At 64.4% G+C, this 18,880-nt stretch carries 17 protein-coding genes and 1 pseudogene; 13 read left to right on the plus strand and 5 right to left on the minus strand.

Annotated elements, in window-relative coordinates; translation table 11 throughout:
* Positions 1-38: 38 nt before the first annotated feature.
* From DNJ95_RS19250 to thrC, 4 genes are all read left to right on the plus strand, one after another.
* Positions 39-179, plus strand: coding sequence for a hypothetical protein (locus tag DNJ95_RS19250; protein WP_165491657.1), 141 nt, complete (start codon positions 39-41; stop codon positions 177-179).
* 90 nt (positions 180-269) lie between these two features.
* On the plus strand, positions 270-998 hold the full coding sequence (locus DNJ95_RS16590) for a DsbC family protein (protein ID WP_131185844.1): 729 nt from the start codon (positions 270-272) through the stop codon (positions 996-998).
* 119 nt (positions 999-1,117) lie between these two features.
* Complete coding sequence (locus DNJ95_RS16595) at positions 1,118-2,422, plus strand: homoserine dehydrogenase (protein WP_131185845.1); 1,305 nt, start codon at positions 1,118-1,120, stop codon at positions 2,420-2,422.
* Between the two features lie 179 nt (positions 2,423-2,601).
* Positions 2,602-4,011 carry a threonine synthase gene (gene thrC, locus DNJ95_RS16600; RefSeq protein WP_131185846.1) on the plus strand — a complete coding sequence of 470 codons (1,410 nt, stop codon included), beginning with the start codon at positions 2,602-2,604 and terminating at the stop codon, positions 4,009-4,011.
* A 488-nt stretch (positions 4,012-4,499) separates the two neighbouring features.
* On the opposite strand, the gene DNJ95_RS16605 is transcribed toward thrC, so the two are convergent.
* Genes DNJ95_RS16605 through DNJ95_RS16620 form a run of 4 tightly spaced genes read right to left on the minus strand, consistent with a single transcriptional unit; the run spans position 4,500 to position 8,638 of the window.
* Positions 4,500-5,162 carry a 2'-5' RNA ligase family protein gene (locus tag DNJ95_RS16605; protein WP_165491658.1) on the minus strand — a complete coding sequence of 221 codons (663 nt, stop codon included), beginning with the start codon at positions 5,160-5,162 and terminating at the stop codon, positions 4,500-4,502.
* A 32-nt stretch (positions 5,163-5,194) separates the two neighbouring features.
* A complete protein-coding gene (gene rsmD, locus DNJ95_RS16610; protein WP_131185848.1) occupies positions 5,195-5,812 on the minus strand; it encodes a 16S rRNA (guanine(966)-N(2))-methyltransferase RsmD in 618 nt (205 codons plus the stop codon).
* Positions 5,812-7,293 (minus strand): M16 family metallopeptidase, encoded by a 1,482-nt coding sequence (locus DNJ95_RS16615; RefSeq protein ID WP_131185849.1) that lies wholly within the window; start codon positions 7,291-7,293, stop codon positions 5,812-5,814. The genes rsmD and DNJ95_RS16615 overlap by 1 nt, the downstream gene beginning before the upstream one ends.
* Positions 7,286-8,638: a M16 family metallopeptidase gene (locus DNJ95_RS16620; RefSeq protein ID WP_131185850.1), complete on the minus strand. Its 1,353-nt coding sequence runs from the start codon at positions 8,636-8,638 to the stop codon at positions 7,286-7,288. The genes DNJ95_RS16615 and DNJ95_RS16620 overlap by 8 nt, the downstream gene beginning before the upstream one ends.
* A gap of 310 nt (positions 8,639-8,948) precedes the next feature.
* Between DNJ95_RS16620 and ftsY the strand changes: the two genes are divergently transcribed.
* From ftsY to rpoH, 4 genes are all read left to right on the plus strand, one after another.
* Complete coding sequence (gene ftsY / locus DNJ95_RS16625; protein ID WP_131185851.1) at positions 8,949-10,166, plus strand: signal recognition particle-docking protein FtsY; 1,218 nt, start codon at positions 8,949-8,951, stop codon at positions 10,164-10,166.
* 6 nt (positions 10,167-10,172) lie between these two features.
* Positions 10,173-10,841: a cell division ATP-binding protein FtsE gene (ftsE, locus tag DNJ95_RS16630; protein WP_131185852.1), complete on the plus strand. Its 669-nt coding sequence runs from the start codon at positions 10,173-10,175 to the stop codon at positions 10,839-10,841.
* A complete protein-coding gene (ftsX, locus tag DNJ95_RS16635; protein WP_131185853.1) occupies positions 10,841-11,854 on the plus strand; it encodes a permease-like cell division protein FtsX in 1,014 nt (337 codons plus the stop codon). Before ftsE ends, ftsX begins: the two co-directional genes overlap by 1 nt.
* A 112-nt stretch (positions 11,855-11,966) precedes the next feature.
* Positions 11,967-12,821 carry an RNA polymerase sigma factor RpoH gene (gene rpoH, locus DNJ95_RS16640; RefSeq protein WP_131185854.1) on the plus strand — a complete coding sequence of 285 codons (855 nt, stop codon included), beginning with the start codon at positions 11,967-11,969 and terminating at the stop codon, positions 12,819-12,821.
* 181 nt (positions 12,822-13,002) lie between these two features.
* On the opposite strand, the gene DNJ95_RS16645 is transcribed toward rpoH, so the two are convergent.
* On the minus strand, positions 13,003-15,426 hold the full coding sequence (locus tag DNJ95_RS16645) for a penicillin-binding protein 1A (protein ID WP_131185855.1): 2,424 nt from the start codon (positions 15,424-15,426) through the stop codon (positions 13,003-13,005).
* Between the two features lie 303 nt (positions 15,427-15,729).
* Between DNJ95_RS16645 and pilM the strand changes: the two genes are divergently transcribed.
* From pilM to DNJ95_RS19720, 5 genes and pseudogenes are all read left to right on the plus strand, one after another.
* Complete coding sequence (gene pilM, locus DNJ95_RS16650; RefSeq protein WP_131185856.1) at positions 15,730-16,698, plus strand: type IV pilus biogenesis protein PilM; 969 nt, start codon at positions 15,730-15,732, stop codon at positions 16,696-16,698.
* Positions 16,698-17,264 (plus strand): PilN domain-containing protein, encoded by a 567-nt coding sequence (locus tag DNJ95_RS16655; RefSeq protein WP_131185857.1) that lies wholly within the window; start codon positions 16,698-16,700, stop codon positions 17,262-17,264. Before pilM ends, DNJ95_RS16655 begins: the two co-directional genes overlap by 1 nt.
* Entirely contained in the window at positions 17,261-17,881 is a 621-nt protein-coding gene (locus DNJ95_RS16660) for a type IV pilus inner membrane component PilO (RefSeq protein WP_131185858.1), read from the plus strand. Before DNJ95_RS16655 ends, DNJ95_RS16660 begins: the two co-directional genes overlap by 4 nt.
* Complete coding sequence (locus DNJ95_RS16665; protein ID WP_131185859.1) at positions 17,878-18,384, plus strand: pilus assembly protein PilP; 507 nt, start codon at positions 17,878-17,880, stop codon at positions 18,382-18,384. Before DNJ95_RS16660 ends, DNJ95_RS16665 begins: the two co-directional genes overlap by 4 nt.
* Positions 18,381-18,880, plus strand: a pseudogene (locus tag DNJ95_RS19720) (hypothetical protein); the annotation flags it as partial. The gene DNJ95_RS16665 and the pseudogene DNJ95_RS19720, both read left to right, overlap by 4 nt.

The raw sequence follows: 18,880 nt of genomic DNA on the forward strand, positions 1-18,880 counted from the left end.
CTTGCCTGGTGCGCACAACAAGCCAGGGCGCTCGCGCTATGCACGGCAAACAGCCGGAAGCAGCGCTGGAAGGCTTGAGACTGGACGAAAGGGCGCGGCAACCGGTGTTTTTCGTCCAGCTTTCCAGCCTCCAGCGCTTTTATCGAAGCACCTTGCCGGTGAGTAATGGCATCGTGTGATCGCGCTGTGCGCACAGCGCGGCCTACGGCAATAAGCTGCCGGCTATGTTAGGCTTCGTTTCCTGTCCGATAGCCTTCAGCGGAGCCTTCATGCGCTTGTTTCCAGCCGTCCTGACCGCAGCCCTGGCCTTCTCGGCCGCCAGCCTGGCGCTTGCCATCGAGCCTGACCAGGCGATTCGCGAAACCCTGCGCCAGGTCCAGCCCGACCTGGCGATCGAGAGCATCGCCGAGAGCCCGATGAACGGTCTCTACCAGGTCCAGCTCGATGGCGGCCGGCAACTTTATGCCAGTGCCGATGGGCAGTTCCTGATCCAGGGCTATCTGTTCCAGTTCAAGGACGGGCAGGCCAGCAACCTGACCGAGAAGGCCCAGAGCGAAGCGCTGGCCAGGACCATCGATGCCATTCCCGAGAAGGAGATGGTGATCTTCGCGCCCAAGTCGCCAAAGACCCATATCACCGTCTTTACCGATACCGATTGCGGCTATTGCCAGAAACTGCACAGTGAAGTCGCGGAGCTGAATCGCCGCGGGGTCGAGGTGCGCTACCTGGCTTTCCCGCGCCAGGGGCTCGGCAGCCCCGGGGCGAAAGCGCTGGCCAGCGTCTGGTGCGCCAAGGATCGCCAGGCGGCGATGAACAAGGCCAAGGCGCGCGAGAGCATTCCCGAGCTGCAGTGCGACAATCCGATCGCCAAGCAGTATGAACTGGGGCAGATGGCCGGTGTGCAGGGGACGCCCGCCATCATCCTGGCCAATGGGCAGATGATCCCGGGCTACCAGCCGGCGCCACAACTGGCCGAACTGGCGCTTTCGGCCCGCTGATACGCGACTGCCGCCGCCTGCGGGCGGCAATTGACTAAAGCCATCGTGCTTCGTAATGTGCGGCTCTTTTTATCTGGTCGGTCGCTCCGGCCACTTGCCTGTGTGAATGGGGGTTCAGCTTGAAACCGGTGAAAGTAGGCATCTGTGGACTGGGGACCGTTGGTGGCGGCACCTTCAATGTACTCAAACGCAATGCCGAGGAAATTGCCCGTCGTGTCGGACGCGGTATCGAAGTCGCCCAGATCGCTGCTCGCGATACCAACCGCAAATGCGATACCCAGGGCGTTTCGATTACCAACGATGTGTTCGAGCTGGCTCGCAACCCCGAGATCGATATCGTCATCGAGTTGATCGGCGGCTATACCGTTGCCCGCGATCTGGTACTGGAAGCGATCGCGCAGGGCAAGCATGTGGTGACGGCGAACAAGGCGCTGATCGCCGTACACGGCAACGAAATCTTCGCCAAGGCCCGGGAGAAAGGCGTGATCGTTGCATTCGAAGCCGCGGTGGCCGGCGGCATCCCGGTGATCAAGGCGCTGCGCGAAGGGTTGTCGGCCAACCGCATCAACTGGTTGGCCGGTATCATCAACGGCACCGGTAATTTCATCCTCACCGAGATGCGCGAGAAGGGCCGGGATTTCCATGACGTGCTCGAGGAAGCCCAGGCGCTCGGTTATGCCGAGGCCGATCCTACCTTCGACGTGGAGGGGATCGATGCCGCGCACAAGCTGACCATCCTCGCCTCCATCGCCTTCGGTATCCCGCTGCAGTTCGACAAGGCCTATACCGAAGGCATCACGCAACTGACCACCGACGATGTCAACTACGCCGAGGCCCTTGGCTACCGCATCAAGCACCTGGGCATGGCGCGGCGTACCGAGGAAGGTATCGAGTTGCGTGTGCACCCGACGCTGATCCCGGCCGACCGCCTGCTGGCCAACGTCAATGGCGTGATGAACGCGGTGATGGTCAATGGCGATGCGGTCGGCTCCACCCTCTACTACGGTGCCGGTGCCGGTATGGAGCCGACGGCCTCGGCGGTGGTGGCGGACGTGGTTGATATCGCCAGGGCGCTGAGCTGCTCCCCGGAGAGCCGTGTGCCGCACCTGGCCTTCCAGCCGGACGTGTTGTCCGATCATCCGGTATTGCCCATCGGTCGCAGCGAGAGCGCCTATTACCTGCGCATCCATGCCAAGGACCATCCCGGCGTGCTGGCCCAGGTCGCGGCGATCCTTTCCGAACGTGGCATCAACATCGAGTCGATCATGCAGAAAGAGGCGGAAGAACAGGATGGCCTGGTGCCGATGATCCTGGTCACCCACCGTGTGCGCGAAGAGCATATGGACGATGCCATCCGCGCGCTCGAAGCCCTGGAAGGCGTGGCCGGCAAGGTCGTGCGGATTCGTGTCGAACAACTGAACTGAAAAGCAGCCACAAGCTGCAAGCGTCAAGCTGCAAGCACATAGGGCATTCACTCGGGCTTGGCGCTCTGAACTTGAAACCGCGGCAGGGGAAAGCGCCAGGCGGCGAAGCGAAGGCAGTACTGCCTTTACTCGCGGCTTGCGGCTTGCAGCTTGCAGCTCGAACCAAAGGTTTGCAGAAAATGCGCTATATCAGTACCCGTGGCCAGGCGCCCATCCTGAATTTCGAAGATGTTCTGCTGGCCGGCCTGGCCAGCGATGGCGGTCTCTATGTGCCGGAGAACCTGCCGCGCTTCACCGTCGAGGAGATCGCCTCCTGGGCGGGCCTGCCGTATCACGAACTGGCCTTCCGGGTGATGCGCCCCTTCGTCGCCGGCAGTATCGCCGATGCCGACTTCAAGCGGATTCTCGAGGAAACCTACGCGGTCTTCGCCCACGACGCGGTGGCGCCGTTGCGCCAGTTGGACGGCAACGAATGGGTACTGGAGCTGTTCCACGGCCCGACCCTGGCCTTCAAGGACTTCGCCCTGCAACTGCTGGGACGGCTGCTCGACCATATACTGGCCAAGCGCGGCGAGCGCGTGGTGATCATGGGCGCCACCTCCGGCGACACCGGTTCGGCGGCCATCGAGGGCTGCAAGGCCTGCGACAACGTCGATATCTTCATCATGCACCCGCACAACCGTGTGTCCGAGGTGCAGCGCCGGCAGATGACCACCATCCTCGGTGGCAACATCCACAACATTGCCATCGAAGGCAACTTCGACGACTGCCAGGAGATGGTCAAGGCCAGCTTCGCCGATCAGGGCTTCCTCAAGGGCACGCGCCTGGTGGCGGTCAACTCGATCAACTGGGCGCGCATCATGGCCCAGATCGTCTACTACTTCCATGCCGCCATCCAGCTTGGCGCGCCGGCCCGTTCGGTGGCCTTCTCGGTGCCGACCGGCAACTTCGGCGATATCTTCGCCGGCTACCTGGCGCGCAACATGGGCCTGCCGGTCAGCCAACTGGTGGTCGCCACCAACCGCAACGACATCCTGCACCGCTTCATGTCCGGTAACCGCTACGACAAGGACACCCTGCACCCGACCCTGTCGCCGTCCATGGATATCATGGTGTCGTCCAACTTCGAGCGCCTGCTGTTCGACCTGCATGGCCGCAACGGTGCCGCCGTGGCGCAACTGATGAGCGATTTTCGCAGCAGCGGCAAGCTGTCGGTGGACGATGGCATCTGGCATGAAGCCCGGCGCCTGTTCGACTCGCTGGCGGTGGACGACGAGCAGACCAGCCGCACCATCGCCGAAGTCTTCGCGCAGACTGGCGAGGTGCTCGACCCGCATACGGCCATCGGTGTGCGTGCAGCTCGTGAATGTCGCCGCAGCCTGAGCACTCCCATGGTGATCCTCGGCACCGCGCATCCGGTGAAATTCCCCGATGCGGTGGAGAAGGCCGGCATCGGCAGGGAGCTGGAGCTGCCGGCGCATCTGAGCGATCTGTTCGATCGGCCTGAGCGGTGCACGGTGCTGGCCAACGACCTGGCGACGGTACAGGCCTTCGTCAGCCGGCATGGCAATCGCGGCAAGCCGCTGTAATCGGTCTTGTCCTGCCCAAAGGCCGCTCCTGTCGAGCGGCCTTTTTATTGTGCGCCAGGCATGGCGCGTTGCGCGTGAGCGCAACCAGCTTGGCTGTGGTGGCCTCGTTGGTGACTTGGAGGTGAAAGTCCTCTACACACCCGGCAAGGGGAAGTGTTAGCTGGACGGCAAGGGTGTCGTGGGTGACTGCGAATCTGAAGGAAGCCGAAGGCAAAATGCTGGCCTGACGAACAGGAAGCGGATAGAGGCGGCGTAGCGGGGTAAGGTAGCCATGATTGGCAAAGCCCAATACTTGCACGGAACGCTGCGAGGTAAATCCGACAGGCATAAGCAGGAAGGTCGCGCGAATTACCCTGGGAGATCTGTCCCGATTTCAGGCGCGGGCTTGCCCGCTCCTGCCGTGCCAACGATCAAGTATCACGCGGGATGCAATGGCTGGCCGTGCGTACCGCTGTCGGCGCTAATCGTTCAGGTGCGCACGGCACGCTCTACAGTGCATGGATGCCGCTATTCGAGGTGTTTGGCAGTTCCATGCGATAGCGCTCCGAGAGGGGGCCGAACAGTTCCTGGGCGCAATAGGTGCAATAGAGCAGGCGGCTGACCCGGAAGGGTGTCGAGGGTGGCGCGGGAAGGGCGCCCAGGCGCTGGCGCAATGCCTGGGCGTCGATGCGCTGCCGGTAGAGGCCGAGGGTCAGGTGCGGCACATAGGGGGCGTAGCGTATTTCCTCATGGCCCTGGCCCAGTGCCTGGCGTAGCGGCGCCAGGCTGGCCTGGGGATCTTCCACGGCGATGAATACCGCACTGGCGAAACTGTCCAGGTGGCTGGCGTACAACTCGAATGCCGATGGGGCGAGGGGCTTCAGGCTGGCGATCTGCGCCTGCAATGCCTGGGGTGTGAAGTCGTCGGGCTGGTGGTGTTGAGGCTGCTCGAAACCGCAGACGAACAGGGTGACATGGGGTTGGCGCCGATATTGCGGATGCAGCAGGTCCGCGATCTGCTGGCGCGCCTTGTCGATATAGGCCAGCAGTGCCGGCGACTCGATCTCGATGATCCAGACGCCATAGCGCTCGCGGCCCAGGTGCCAGTCGGGGTAGTCGCACAGGCGGGTGGGCAGGGTCGATTGTGCGAATCCGGCCTCGGACAGCCGCATGGGGCAGGGCGTGAACGTTGGCCCGGGCATTTCTAGCCCGGCTCTGGTGCCGAGCGCTGCCACAGGGCGTAGTGCACGTTGCCGGTCTTTTTCTCGCGGTGCAGGCGCCAGTTGGCGGGTAGGCCGAGGCCGGAGGGGGCGCTTTCGCTTTCGGTATAGATCCAGGCGTCCTTTGCCAGCCAGCCGTTGTGCTCCAGGCGTTCGCAGGCCGGAAGCAGCAGGCCGCGGTTGAAGGGCGGGTCGAGGAATACCAGATCGAACGTGTTGTCGGCGGCGAGGCCAAGGTAGCGCAGTGCATCGTCCTGTTGCGCCTGGCCATTGCCGCAATCGAGGGTCTGCAGGTGATGGCGCAGGCTGGCGATGGCATTGGTGTTGAGGTCCAGCGCCAGCGCGCGGCTGGCGCCACGCGACAGTGCCTCCAGGAATAGTGCGCCACTGCCGGCGAAGGGGTCCAGCACACTGGCGCCCGGCAGGTAGGGCGCCAGCCAGTTGAACAGCGTCTCGCGCACGCGGTCGGGCGTCGGGCGCAGGCCCTCGGCATCCGGGAAGCCGAAGCGGCGCGAGCGCCATTCGCCGGCGATGATGCGCAACTGGCCCTCGCCCCTGCCGGGATGGGGGGGCGCAACGGAGCGTTTGGGTTGTCTGCTCATCAGTGCCCTGGCACTCCGGAGGGTTGCTCGCGCGGGCCGTTGGCCGGCGGCGGCAAGGGTTGCTGCGGCACCGTCGGGCCGGCACGCACGATGACGAAGTCGTCGGCGTCGAGATGGCGGTTCATCGCTGCCTTGACCTGATCGGCGCTGAGCGCCTGGATCTGTTGCATGAAGTCTTCCAGGTAGGTCAGTGGCAGGTCGTAGAAGCCGATGCTGCCCAACTGGCCGACGATATCGGCGTTGCTGGCGGTGGACAGCGGGAAGCTACCGGCGATCTGCCGTTTGCTGCGCTGCAGTTCGGCCTCGCTCGGGCCTTCGGCAAGGAAGTCGCGCACCAGTTGCTGGACCAGTTTCAAGGTGCCGTCGGCCAGTTCGGCGCGGGTCTGCACGTTGATCATGAAGGGGCCATCGGCGCGCATCGGGCTGAAGGCCGAGTAGATGCCGTAGGTCAGGCCGCGTTTTTCCCGCACTTCTTCCATCAGCCGGGTGCCGAAGCCGCCGCCGCCGAGTATCTGGTTGCCCAGGTAGAGCGCCGCGTAGTCCGGGTCGCCACGGGATATGCCGAGCTGGGCGAGCATCAGGTGGCTCTGGCTGGAGGGGTATTCAATGGCGTGCAGGCCCGGTTTGGGTGACTGCGGGGGCGGTGGCGGGGGCAGTGCGGGCCCGCTGGGCAGGGCGCTGGATAGCTGTGCGGCGATGGCTTCGGCCTGCCCACGGTCGAGGTCGCCGACCAGCGCGATGACCACGTTGCCAGCGCTGTAGGCCCGGGTGTGGAAGGCGCGCAACTGGTCGATGCCGATGGCGGGGATGGAGTCCTCCGTGCCGTCGCTGGGGTGTGCGTAGGGGTGTTCGCCATAGAGCTGGCGGAACAGCTCCAGGCCGGCCAGCTTGCCGGGGTTCTGTTTCTGGAACTCGAAGCCGGCCAGTAGCTGATTCTGGATGCGTTGCAGGGCCGCTTCGGGGAAGGTCGGCTGGCTGACGACCTGGGTGAACAGTGCCAGGGCCGGCTCGCGTTTGTCTTTAGCGCTCAGGCTGCGCAGGCTGGCGATGGCCATGTCACGGTAGGCGCCATTGCCGAAATTGGCGCCAAGGCTTTCGAAGCCCTGGGCGATGGCGGTCACGTCGCGGCCTTCGATGCCTTCATCGAGCATGGCGTTGGTCAACAGCGCCAGCCCAGGCGTACCGGCATCCTGGCTGCTGCCGGCGGCGAAGGTCAGGCGCAGGTCGAACATCGGCAGTTCGCGGGATTCGACGAACAGTACCCGGGCGCCTTCTTCGGTACGCCAGCTCTGGATTTCCAGTTGGCGGCGCGGCAGTGGCTGGTCGTCGAGGGCCGCGAGGGATTGCAGGCGCGGCGCCTGCTCGACGGTTGCCGCGGGTTGCGGTTCCGGCGTCGCTTCCTGCTTGCAGGCGGCCAGGCCGATCAGGCTGGTCAGCAGCAACAGGGCCAGGGGCCGGCGCAGACGGTTTGCTTCATTCATCGCGGGCTTCCTCGGGCAGAACATGGGCGACGCTCAGGCGGTTGGGGGTGAAGTAGGTACGGGCGGCATTGCGGATGTCCTCGGGGGTGACGGAGCCGAGGGCGGTCAGTTCTTCGTCCATGAGCTTCCAGGACAGCCCGACGCTTTCCAGTTGGCCGATGGCCCTGGCCTGCTGGGTGATGGAATCACGCTCGTAGACCAGGGCGGCGATGACCTGGGCACGCACGCGTTCCAGCTCTTGTGCCGAGGGCGGCGTCTGCTTGAGCGCTTCGAGCTGGCGCCACAGGCCGGCTTCGACCTCTTCCAGGGTGCGCTGCTTCTGTGTGTTGGGCGTTGCACTGAGGACGAACAGGCTGTCGCCACGGGTGTGGGCGCTGTACCAGGCGGAGGCGCCGGTCACCAGTTCCTCGCCGCGCTCCAGTTGCGCTGGCAGGCGGGCGCTGGCGCCGCCATCGAGCAGCGCCGAGATCAGGCGCAGGGCATGCACCTGGCGTGCCTCCCCGGCGGTTGCCAGGGAAGGCACGTTGAAGGCCATGATCAGGTTGGGCAACTGGGTCTTGACGTGCAGTTTCAGCCGCCGCTCGCCCGGTTCAGCCAGTTCCAGGGGGCGTTTGCCCTGGGGCAGCGGGCGTTTTTCGATGGGACCGAAGTATTGCTTGGCCAGGTTGCGGACGTGCTCCAGGCTGACATCACCGACCACTACCAGCGTGGCGTTGTTCGGTGCGTACCAGGTTTCGTACCAGGCGCGCAGGTCCGCGATGCTCATGCGCTCGAGATCAGCCATCCAGCCGATGGTCGGCGTGCGATAGCCGCTGGCCGGGTAGGCGAGGGTCTGGAAGCGTTCGAAGGCCAGCGAGCTGGGGCGATCGTCGGTGCGCAGGCGGCGCTCTTCCTTGATCACCTCGATTTCGCGGGCGAACTCGTCGGCAGGCAGCCTGAGGCTGGCCATGCGGTCGGCCTCCAGCTCGAAAGCGACTTCCAGGCGGTCGCTGGCCAGGACCTGGTAATAGGCCGTGTAGTCGTCGCTGGTGAAGGCGTTTTCCTCCGCCCCCAGTTCGCGCAGGATGCGCGAGGCTTCGCCGGGGCCGAGCTTGCCGCTGCCCTTGAACATCATGTGCTCGAGGGCATGGGACAGCCCGGTGTTGCCCGGCGTCTCGTAGCTGGAGCCGATCCTGTACCAGAGCTGGGAAACCACCACCGGTGCACGGTGATCTTCCCGCACTATGACCTTGAGGCCATTGTCGAGTTGGAACTCGTGGGTGGGCTGGGCATCGGTGGCGGCCATCAGTGGAATATGAAGCACACCCAGCATCAGGGCCGTGGCGCGGCGGAGCATCGGGAACATGGCGGGGACTCTTTGATCTATGAAGACTGTAGCGACGGGTGGAAACAGGCGCCGGCCATGGTACTGGCGTGGAGGGATCAGGCAAAGCCCTCGATCGAGCCGAAAAGAGCGCTGGAGGCTCAAGGCTGGACGAAGCGCAAGTGACAAACCGTGCTTCCGTCCGGGCTTTCCAGCCTCCTGCACTCTTTTCGGCCCTTCGATCACCCCCCACCGATGCTTTGGCCCTGGCGGCGAATGAGGTGCTAGGATACGCAGTATTTGGCCGACGGTATGGCCGTCGGTATTTCGACTCCTTGAGAATGCTTTCTCCATGTTTGGTTCCAACGACGATAAGAAGACGCCGGCCGAGGCTGGCGAAAAGAAGGGCCTGTTCGGCTGGCTGCGCAAGAAGCCCCAGGTCGCTGTGGATACGCTGCCCGCTCAGGTCGAGCGGGATGATGACACGCTTGTCGCACCTAGCGACGCGGGGCGCGAGGAGCTTCCCGGCGAGGTAGTGCCTGCCGAGGCATTGCAGGATTCGCCCCGCAGCCCCGATCCTGTTGCAGAGCCAGAGCCAGAGCCAGAGCCAGAGCCAGAGCCAGACGTGCCTGCTCAAGCCCGTCCCGGCTTCTTTGCGCGCCTGCGCCAGGGGCTGTCGAAGACCAGCGCCAGCATCGGCGAAGGCATGGCCAGCCTGTTCCTCGGCAAGAAGGCCATCGACGACGATCTGCTCGAGGAGCTGGAGACGCGCCTGCTTACCGCCGACGTCGGGGTCGAGGCGACTGGCGTCATCATGCAGAACCTGACGCGCCGCGTGGCACGCAAGGAGCTTGCCGACAGTGGCGCCCTGTACAAGGCCTTGCAGCAGGAGCTGGCCGAGTTGTTGCGGCCGGTCGAGCAGCCCTTGCGCATCGACCTCGACAAGCGGCCCTATGTGATCCTGGTGGTGGGCGTCAATGGCGTGGGCAAGACCACCACCATCGGCAAATTGGCGAAGAAACTGCAGCAGGAAGGCAAGAAGGTCATGCTGGCCGCTGGCGATACCTTCCGTGCCGCCGCCGTCGAACAGTTGCAGGTGTGGGGCGAGCGTAACGATATCGCCGTGATCGCCCAGCACACCGGCGCCGATTCCGCCTCGGTGATCTTCGATGCGGTGCAGGCCGCCAGGGCGCGGGCTGTGGATGTGCTGATCGCGGACACCGCCGGTCGGCTGCACACCAAGGACAATCTCATGGAGGAGTTGAAGAAGGTGCACCGCGTGATCGGCAAGCTGGATGACAGCGCGCCCCATGAAGTGTTGCTGGTGCTCGATGCCGGTACCGGGCAGAACGCCATCAACCAGACCCGCCAGTTCAACCAGGCCGTCAGCCTGACCGGCCTGGCCCTGACCAAGCTCGACGGTACCGCCAAGGGCGGTGTGATCTTCGCCCTGGCCCAGCAGTTCGGTACGCCGATCCGCTACATCGGCGTTGGCGAAGGGATCGACGACCTGCGTGACTTCGAGGCCGATGCCTTCGTGTCGGCGTTGTTCGCCGAACGGGAGGCCTGAGCGCCCATGATTCGTTTCGACCAGGTCGCCAAGCATTATCCCAACGGGCATGTCGGGCTGCATGAGCTGTCGTTTCGCGTGCAGCGCGGCGAGTTCCTGTTCGTCACCGGCCACTCCGGCGCTGGCAAGAGCACGCTGCTGCGTCTGCTGCTGGCCATGGAACGGCCGACTTCCGGCAAGCTGCTGCTGGCCGGCCAGGACCTGTCGCGTATCAGCAATGCCCAGATACCTTTCCTGCGCCGGCAGATCGGCGTGGTGTTCCAGAACCACCAGTTGCTGTTCGACCGTACCGTCTTCAACAACGTGGCGCTGCCATTGCAGATTCTCGGCCTGTCCAAGGACGAGATCGGCAAGCGCGTGCTGACGGCGCTGGAGCGGGTCAGCCTGAAGGACAAGGCTGAGCAATACCCGTCCGATCTGTCCACCGGGCAGCAGCAGCGTGTCGGCATCGCCCGCGCCGTGGTGCACCGCCCGGCTCTGCTGCTGGCCGACGAGCCGACCGGCAACCTCGACCCGCGCCTGGCGGCCGAGATCATGGGGGTGTTCGAAGACATCAACCGCCTGGGTACCACGGTACTGATCGCCAGCCATGACCTGGCGCTGATCGCACGCATGCGCCATCGCATGTTGACCCTGCAACGCGGACGCCTGATCGGCGATGGAGAGGCCGGCTGATGAGCGCGACACGCAACCCCGATGGCAAGAGCACCGAACGCGCCGGAGGCGCGCCGACGCAGACCGTACACAAGCCGGTGGACGATCCGGATTTCGGCACACTGCTGCGCGCCTGGCTGGAAAGCCATCGCGCCAGCCTGGTGGACAGCGTCAGCCGTCTGCTCAAACACCCCATTGGCAGCCTGTTCACCTGCCTGGTGATGGCCGTGGCCCTGAGCCTGCCGATGGGGCTGGCGCTGCTGCTGGACAATATCGAGCGCCTGGGCGGTTCCTGGCAGCGCGCGGCGCAGATATCCGTTTTCATGAAACTGGATGTCACGCCCGCCACCGGCCAGGCCTTGCGTGGCGAGGTCGCCGGCATGCCGGGAGTGGCCGAGGCCGAGTGGGTCAGCCGCGAGCAGGCGCTGGAGGAGTTCCAGCAGTTGTCGGGGCTGGGCGAGGCGCTCAAGGAGCTGCCGGACAACCCGTTGCCGGGGGTGATACTGGTCACGCCGGACGAAGTCGACAAGGAGCGCCTGGAAGCATTGCGCCAGACCCTGGCGGAGCTGCCTGGCGTCCAGCAGGCCCAGCTCGATCTGGTCTGGGTCGAGCGCCTGGGGGCCATCCTGCGCCTGGGCGACAGGTTCGTCTTCGGCCTGACGGTATTGCTGGTGGCCACGCTGCTGCTGGTGATCGGCAATACCATCCGCCTGCATATCGAAAACCGCCGCACCGAGATCGAGGTGGTCAAACTGGTGGGCGGCACCGACGGCTACGTCAGGCGCCCCTTCCTCTACATGGGCGTGCTCTATGGCCTGGGCGCCGGGTTGATCGCCTGGCTGCTGCTGGCCTACGGGCTTGGCTGGCTGAACGAGGCGGTGGTGAACCTGGCGGGGCTCTACGGCAGTGACTTCGGCCTGGCGGGCGTGCCAGCCGGCGATGGATTTTCCCTGGTACTCGGCGCATTATTACTAGGTTATATCGGTGCCTGGCTGGCTGTGGCGCGCCACCTCCGAGAGCTTGCGCCACGCTAGCCGATTGGTTAATTTTCCTGGCGCCGGTTTCGTCTGAATGGCACTTCCGGCGCTTTTTACAGTCTTATTCGCAGTACCGAAATTACCGCAGCTTCACATCTGGAGGAACTGCATGACAACTTCTCTGCAACCTGTTCACGCTCTGGTTCCGGGTGCCAACCTGGATGCCTATGTGCAGGCGGTGAACAGCATCCCGCTGCTCACGGTCGAGCAGGAGCGTGAGCTGGCGGGGCGTCTTTTCTATCAGCAGGATCTCGAGGCCGCCCGTCAGATGGTGCTGGCCCACTTGCGTTTCGTCGCACATATCGCACGCAGCTACTCGGGTTACGGCCTGTCGCAGTCCGACCTGATCCAGGAAGGCAACGTCGGCCTGATGAAGGCGGTCAAGCGCTTCAACCCGGAAATGGGCGTGCGCCTGGTCTCCTTTGCCGTGCACTGGATCAAGGCCGAGATCCACGAGTTCATCCTGCGTAACTGGCGCATCGTCAAGGTCGCGACCACCAAGGCCCAGCGCAAGCTGTTCTTCAACCTGCGTAGCCAGAAGAAGAGCCTGACCTGGCTTAGCAACGATGAAGTCCTGCGCGTCGCCGACAGCCTGGGCGTCGAGCCGCGCGAGGTGCGCGAGATGGAAGGCCGCCTGAGTGGCCACGACATGGCCTTCGACCCGGCAGCCGATGCCGATGATGAAGGGGCCTTCCAGGCGCCTGCGTATTATCTGGAAGACCACCGCTATGACCCGGCCCGGCAACTGGAAGACTCCGATTGGAGCGACAGCTCCAGTTCCGGCCTGTACGAGGCCCTCGAGGGGCTGGACGAGCGTAGCCGCGACATCCTCCAGCAGCGCTGGCTGAGCGAGGAAAAGGCGACCCTGCACGACCTGGCCGCCAAGTACAACGTCTCGGCGGAGCGTATCCGGCAACTGGAGAAAAACGCCATGAACAAGCTCAAGACCTCGATCCAGGCCTGAGCTTCCCCTTGAACGAAAACACCCCGCACGATGGCTCGTGCGGGGTGTTTTTGCTTGGCTGCAGGCAAAAGCGCAAAAGCAAAGGCTTGACAGGGTTTTCAAAGCGCCTTTCACCCTGATTATGCTTGCAGCTTGCAGCTTGCAGCTTGCAGCTTGCAGCTTGCAGCTTGCAGCTTGCAGCCTAGAACAGATCCAGCGGCGCCTCTTCGCTGGACGGCAGCGGGCTGCCCGGGGCCTGGTAGCCAGGTTCGAACTCGCTCATGGGGGGAGGCGAGTCTTCGCTCTTGAATACTTCGTAATAGGCATCCGGCGTATTGGCGGTGGCGGCACGACCGCTGACGGGATCGACCCGCAGCGTCAGCAGGCCCGCCGGCTCGGCGGGGAGATGTTCCGGCTGCCCCTTGAGTACGCTGCCCATGAAGTCGATCCAGATCGGCAGGGCCACCGTGCCACCATATTCATTGCGGCCGAGGCTCTGCGGCTGGTCGAAGCCGGCCCATACGGTGGTGACCAGGTCGGCGTTGTAGCCGGAGAACCAACTGTCGATGGAGTCGTTGGTGGTGCCGGTCTTGCCGGCCAGGTCCGAACGGCCCAGCGTCAGGGCGCGACGCCCGGTACCGCGAGTGATCACGTCCTGCAGCATGCTGGTCATGATATAGGCGGTGCGTTCGTCGATGACCTGCTCGGCATGGCGTAGCGGCCTGTGCTCTTCCAGGGGCGCGCCGCCAATCTGGGCGAACGTGGTGATGACCGGTTCTTCATCCTCGTCCGTGGCGTAGGCCGGGGGGACCTGCCGGGGATCGGCCTCGAATACCACCTGGCCCTGACGGTCTTCCACGCGCTGGATCAGGTAGGGCTCTATCTTGTAGCCGCCGTTGGCGAACGTGCTCCAGCCCGTGGCGATTTCCATCGGCGTGAGCGTGGCGGTGCCCAGGGCCAGGGACAGGTTGCGTGGCAGGTCCTGGGGCGCGAAACCGAAACGGCTGATGTATTTGATCGCGTAGTCGATGCCGATGGTCTGCAACAGGCGTATGGACACCAGGTTGCGTGACTTGTACAGCGCTTCGCGCATGCGGATCGGGCCGAGGAAGGTGTTGTTGTCGTTCTTCGGACGCCAGACGCGGTCCATGCCCTCCTCGACGAAGACGATCGGCGAGTCGTTGACCAGGCTGGCGGCGGTGAAGCCGGCATCCAGCGCCGCCGCATAGACGAAGGGCTTGAAGCTGGAACCGGGCTGGCGCTTGGCCTGGATGGCGCGGTTGTAATTGCTCTGGCCGAACGAGAAACCGCCCGTCAGCGCCTGGATGGCGCCATTACCCGGAGCCAGCGCAACGATCGCGGCCTGGGCCTGTGGCACCTGGCTGAACAGGGGCTGCTCCTGCTGCCAGCGGATACGCACGACATCACCGCTCTTGACCACGTCGGCAGGGCGCTGCGGGCGCGGTCCCATGCTATTGCTGTTGAGGTGCGGGCGTGCCCATTTCATGCTGTCCCAGGCGACCCGGTGCTCATTGCCATCGCGGGTCAGCACCTGGATATGATCGGCGGCGACCGCGCTGACGACTGCCGCATGCATGCCGGACAGGCTGCGAAACCCGGCGAGCTTGCCGGGCCATTGCTCACGCGGAAGTTCACCGAGGCGTGCTTCCGGCCCACGATAGCCGTGGCGTTGGTCGTATTCGATCAGGCCCTTCTGCAAGGCCTGGTTGGCCGCTTCCTGGCGACGGCTGTCGATGGTCGTGTATACCCGGTAACCGTCCGTATAGGCCTCGCTGCCGAAGCGACCGACCATGTCGGCCCTGGCCATTTCCGCGATATAGGCGGCGTCCAGTTCCGGGGTCGCGCCATGGTAGGTGGCGTCCACGGGTTCGGCCAGGGCTTGCTGGTAGCGGGTTTCGTCGATCTTGCCGAGGCGCTGCATGCGCGTGAGGATCCAGTCGCGGCGCTCCTTGCTGCGGGCCGGATTGACCAGCGGGTTGAAGGACGAGGGCGCCTTGGGCAGGCCGGCGATCATGGCGAGCTGCGCCAGGCTCAGTTGGTCGATCGATTTGCCGTAGTAGACCTGGGCGGCGGCCTCGATGCCGTAGGCGCGATTGCCCAGGTAGATCTTGTTGACGTACAGCTCGAGGATCTCGTTCTTGCTCAGTTCCCGCTCGATCTGCAGGGCCAGCAGGATTTCGTTGATCTTGCGCGAGAAGCTGCGCTCGCTGGTCAGGAAATAGTTCTTCGCCACCTGCATGGTGATGGTACTGCCACCGGTCTGGATCTGACCTGTTTTCAATAATTGTGTGGCAGCTCTCATAAGGCTTTTGACATCGACGCCATAATGATTGGCGAAATTGTCGTCCTCGGCCGACAGCAGAGCGTCGATGAAGTCCGGGGGAATGTCTTCGAAGCGGATCGGCGAGCGGCGCATTTCTCCGAACTCGGCGATCAGCTTGTCATCGCTGCTGTAGACCCGCAGCGGAATCTGCAACTGGATGCTGCGCAGGGCATCCACGGAGGGCAGGCTGGGGCTCAGGTACAGGAAGGCGCCGCTCAGGCAGAGCAGCAGGCCAAAGAACAGGGTGGCGCACGACCACAGTAAGAACTTCAGAAAACGCATCAGAGAGTCTTTGAATTCAGGTGGAGGGACGGGCCGCTGTCGCAGGGGCTGCATGGGCGCAACGGCCCGCATTATACGCGTTTTTTCAGGGCCCCGGCGATGAATGCCGGGTAGTGCCGGGGCGATCGTGCCATGTGCGGCAATAGAGCCGAAAAGAGCGCTGGAAAGCCGGAGGCTGGATGGGAAGCGGGTGGGCCGCCCGTGCTTTCCGTCCGGATTCACAGCCTCCGGGGATTTTTCGAATGGTCGTTACGGAACGGCGGCATGGCTTGATGCCACCAGGGATGGGTCGAGGAGTACGGTATGACAGGGTTGTTCGGCAGGAAGGCGGTGACCGCCTTGGGTATAGATATCGGCTCGACCTCGGTCAGGCTGGTCGAGTTGAGTCGCCATGGCGCTGGCCACCGCCTGGAGGCCTGGGCCATGGAGCCGCTCGCCGACGGGGCGGTGGTGCGGCGGCAGATCCGCGATCCGGCGCTGGTTGGCACGGCGCTGGCGAGGGCAATGGCCCGGGTGCGAATCCGGGCGGCCTCGGCGGTGGTAGCGGTCTGTGGCGCGGCGGTGGTTACCAGAACCCTGGAAATGGAGGCAGGACTGGGCGATGAGGAAATGCACCTGCAATTGCGCCTCGAAGCCAACCGGCACATTCCCTATCCGCTGGAAGATGTCGCTATCGATTTCGAGGTGCGTGAACGCACGGCGCATGATCCCGGGCGGGTTTCGGTGTTCCTGGCCGCCTGCCGCCGGGAGCATGTGCAAAGCCGCGAGGCCGCCCTGGCGCTGGCTGGCCTGCGGGCCAGGGCGGTGGACATCGAACCCTGTGCCATCGAACGGGTGTACCGCCTGTTGTCGTGTCGGCTGCCGCCGGGAGACGCCGTGGCGCTGCTGGAAGTCGATACGGACATGCTGCGACTCGATGTATTGCACGATGGATACGTGTGCTATTCCCGCGAGCAGTATTTCGACGAGCGCTTGCCGAGCGATGGTCCGCGGGACCCCGCCGTTTTCATGGTTGCTGAGAGCCTGCGGGCCTTGCAGTTCTTCCAGGCTTCCGGACCGCCGCAGGCGATCGGGCGGATATGGCTGGCCGGTCCCGCTGCGACCGTTCCGGGGGTGGCGCCATTGCTCCAGCGGCGCTCCGCCATGGCGACAGGGGTGGTCGACCCTTTCCTGGGGATGTCGCCGGACGGGCGGAGCGGTGGGCGGGTGCCGGCGGAGATAGCGCCGGCCTTGCTGCTTGCCTGTGGGCTGGCGCTTGGGGGGCTCCGCTGATGGCGGGTATCAATCTATTGCCCTGGCGGGAGCGCCTGCGCCAGTCGCGGCGCAGGCGCTTGCTCGGGTTGCTGATGGCGGCGCTGCTGCTGGCCATGGCAGCCATTGGGCTTGGCGTCCGGTATTTTTCCACTGCCGTGGAAATACAGGACGCGCGCAATGCCTATCTGCTACGCGAGATTGCCCTGCTGGATGAGCGGGTCGGCGAGGTCGCAATCCTCGGGCGCGAACGTCAGTCGCTGCTGGAACGCGTGCAGTTCATCCAGCGCCTGCGGCATGGGCGCCCCGTCGCTGGACGGGTATTCGAGCAATTGCTCCTGGCCCTGCCGGATGGCGTTCATCTCAGTGCCTTGACGATGAAGGATGGTGTGTTGGCGGTCGAGGGGGGCGCCGGGTCGACCGAGGATATTTCCAGGCTGATACGCAACCTGGGCGAGTCGGACTGGCTGGCATCCCCTCTACTGAGTGAAGTGCGTAGCGACAGTACGACGGGGCGGACCAGCCGCTTCCGGCTCGTCATCGCGCCGGTTCTTCCCGAGCCCCTTGCCCAGGACGGTGCGCCATGAAGCCGTTACCTCCGCTGGCCAGGATGCGCGAGTTCGATTTCTCCGCGCTGGAGCTGGAACGTGCGCAGGACTGGCCTGTGATCGCCAAGGGCATCTGTGCGCTGTGCCTGCTGCTGGTGTCGTTGCTGCTGGGGGATTGGCTATGCCTGCACGAACTGCGCGCACAACTGCGGCAGGCCCGGTCGCAGGAAAGCTCGCTACGCGAGCAGTTCTCCACTAAGGCATTCCAGGCCGCTGGCCTGGAGAGGCAGCGTGAGCAGGTCTTCGAATTGCAGGCGGCCTTGGCCGACTTGTTGCGGCAATGGCCTGGCGAAGACGAAATGACGGGTTTGCTGGAGGACATGGATCGTGCCGGGCAGGCGCATGGCGTGTTGTTCGAGGACATCCGGCTGCTGCCTGAAACCGTGCATGCCTTCCATATCGAACAGCCGATCCGCATGGGGCTGGTCGGTACTTATCACGGCCTCGCGGCTTTCCTCGGCGAATTGTCCAGGTTGCCGCGCATGGTGACCCTGCACGATTTCGAGGTGGCAGCGGATGCGTCGTCCGCTGCCGGGTTGCGCATGGGCATCCAGGCCAGAACCTACCGTTACCGCGACAAGGAGGGGAACCGATGAGGCGAGGAAGCCTGCTGTTGATACTGGTGCTTGGCGGCTGCGATGGCGAAGCGCAGACGGACGACCTGCGGCTTTTCATGGATGAGGTCCGCATGCGGCCAGGGCCCGCCGTGGCGGCCTTGCCGGCCTTCGCCGCGTACGAGGGCTTTACATACACGGCGTCGACCCGGCGCGATCCATTCCAGCGCGCCGCCGATAACGGGCATGAGCCGGGAGGCTGGGTATTTCGTCCGGATGCGCGGCGGGCCGGGAACCCGCTCGAAGGTTTCGATATCACCGCCTTCAGCATGGTTGGATCGCTGTCCGCAAAGGCGGGGCGTTATGGGCTGATCAAGGCTGATGGCGCGGTTCATCGTGTCGGGCTTGGCGATTATCTGGGGCGTGACCATGGGCGGGTCGTGGCGATCGAGGAGGGGGCGATAGAACTGGTGGAAATCCTTGCGGACGGAGCCGGGGGCTGGCAGCAAAGGACGCGTCGGCTGCTACTGGCGGTGCGGCCATGAAGACGAACGCTGCACGGCGTGTGCGTTGCAGGCGTGTTTCCGGCCTGTACTCATTGCTGGTGCTGCTGGCCCTGTCGCCGTCCACCGCCTTGTCGAGCACAGCCGAGCGGTCTTTGCCCGCGCGGAGTGAAGCGGTCGTCGAACTGCCTCTGGAGGCAGGGGCCCGCGGCGCTGGCGATGAGCGGATTTCCCTGAATTTCCAGGACATCGAGGTCCGTGCGGCGTTGCAGATCATCGCTGATTTTTCCGGCCTGAACCTGGTCGCCAGTGATTCCGTGAAGGGCAATATCACCCTGCGTCTGCAACAGGTACCGCGCGAGCAGGCTCTGGAACTGGTGCTGCGCAGCAAGGGGCTCGGACAGCGGCGAGAGGGCGGTGTACTGCTGGTGGCGCCCCTTGGCGAGTTTGCCGAACGCGAACGCCAGGCGCTGGAGACTCGCCGGCAACTTGACGGGCCTGTCTCTTATACACCTCTGACGCTGCCGACGATCGCATA

The organism is Stutzerimonas kirkiae (assembly GCF_004327335.1).
GTDB lineage: Bacteria > Pseudomonadota > Gammaproteobacteria > Pseudomonadales > Pseudomonadaceae > Stutzerimonas > Stutzerimonas kirkiae.

What these genes read in the sequence shown, in the direction of transcription:
- DNJ95_RS19250 (WP_165491657.1), top strand. Translation starts at nt 39, where the DNA reads ATGCACGGCAAACAGCCGGAAGCAGCGCTGGAAGGCTTGAGACTGGAC.
- DNJ95_RS16590 (WP_131185844.1), top strand. Translation starts at nt 270, where the DNA reads ATGCGCTTGTTTCCAGCCGTCCTGACCGCAGCCCTGGCCTTCTCGGCC.
- thrC (WP_131185846.1), top strand. Translation starts at nt 2,602, where the DNA reads ATGCGCTATATCAGTACCCGTGGCCAGGCGCCCATCCTGAATTTCGAA.
- DNJ95_RS16605 (WP_165491658.1), bottom strand. Translation starts at nt 5,162, where the DNA reads ATGCGGCTGTCCGAGGCCGGATTCGCACAATCGACCCTGCCCACCCGC.
- rsmD (WP_131185848.1), bottom strand. Translation starts at nt 5,812, where the DNA reads ATGAGCAGACAACCCAAACGCTCCGTTGCGCCCCCCCATCCCGGCAGG.
- DNJ95_RS16615 (WP_131185849.1), bottom strand. Translation starts at nt 7,293, where the DNA reads ATGAATGAAGCAAACCGTCTGCGCCGGCCCCTGGCCCTGTTGCTGCTG.
- DNJ95_RS16620 (WP_131185850.1), bottom strand. Translation starts at nt 8,638, where the DNA reads ATGTTCCCGATGCTCCGCCGCGCCACGGCCCTGATGCTGGGTGTGCTT.
- ftsY (WP_131185851.1), top strand. Translation starts at nt 8,949, where the DNA reads ATGTTTGGTTCCAACGACGATAAGAAGACGCCGGCCGAGGCTGGCGAA.
- ftsE (WP_131185852.1), top strand. Translation starts at nt 10,173, where the DNA reads ATGATTCGTTTCGACCAGGTCGCCAAGCATTATCCCAACGGGCATGTC.
- ftsX (WP_131185853.1), top strand. Translation starts at nt 10,841, where the DNA reads ATGAGCGCGACACGCAACCCCGATGGCAAGAGCACCGAACGCGCCGGA.
- rpoH (WP_131185854.1), top strand. Translation starts at nt 11,967, where the DNA reads ATGACAACTTCTCTGCAACCTGTTCACGCTCTGGTTCCGGGTGCCAAC.
- DNJ95_RS16645 (WP_131185855.1), bottom strand. Translation starts at nt 15,426, where the DNA reads ATGCGTTTTCTGAAGTTCTTACTGTGGTCGTGCGCCACCCTGTTCTTT.
- pilM (WP_131185856.1), top strand. Translation starts at nt 15,730, where the DNA reads ATGACAGGGTTGTTCGGCAGGAAGGCGGTGACCGCCTTGGGTATAGAT.
- DNJ95_RS16655 (WP_131185857.1), top strand. Translation starts at nt 16,698, where the DNA reads ATGGCGGGTATCAATCTATTGCCCTGGCGGGAGCGCCTGCGCCAGTCG.
- DNJ95_RS16660 (WP_131185858.1), top strand. Translation starts at nt 17,261, where the DNA reads ATGAAGCCGTTACCTCCGCTGGCCAGGATGCGCGAGTTCGATTTCTCC.
- DNJ95_RS16665 (WP_131185859.1), top strand. Translation starts at nt 17,878, where the DNA reads ATGAGGCGAGGAAGCCTGCTGTTGATACTGGTGCTTGGCGGCTGCGAT.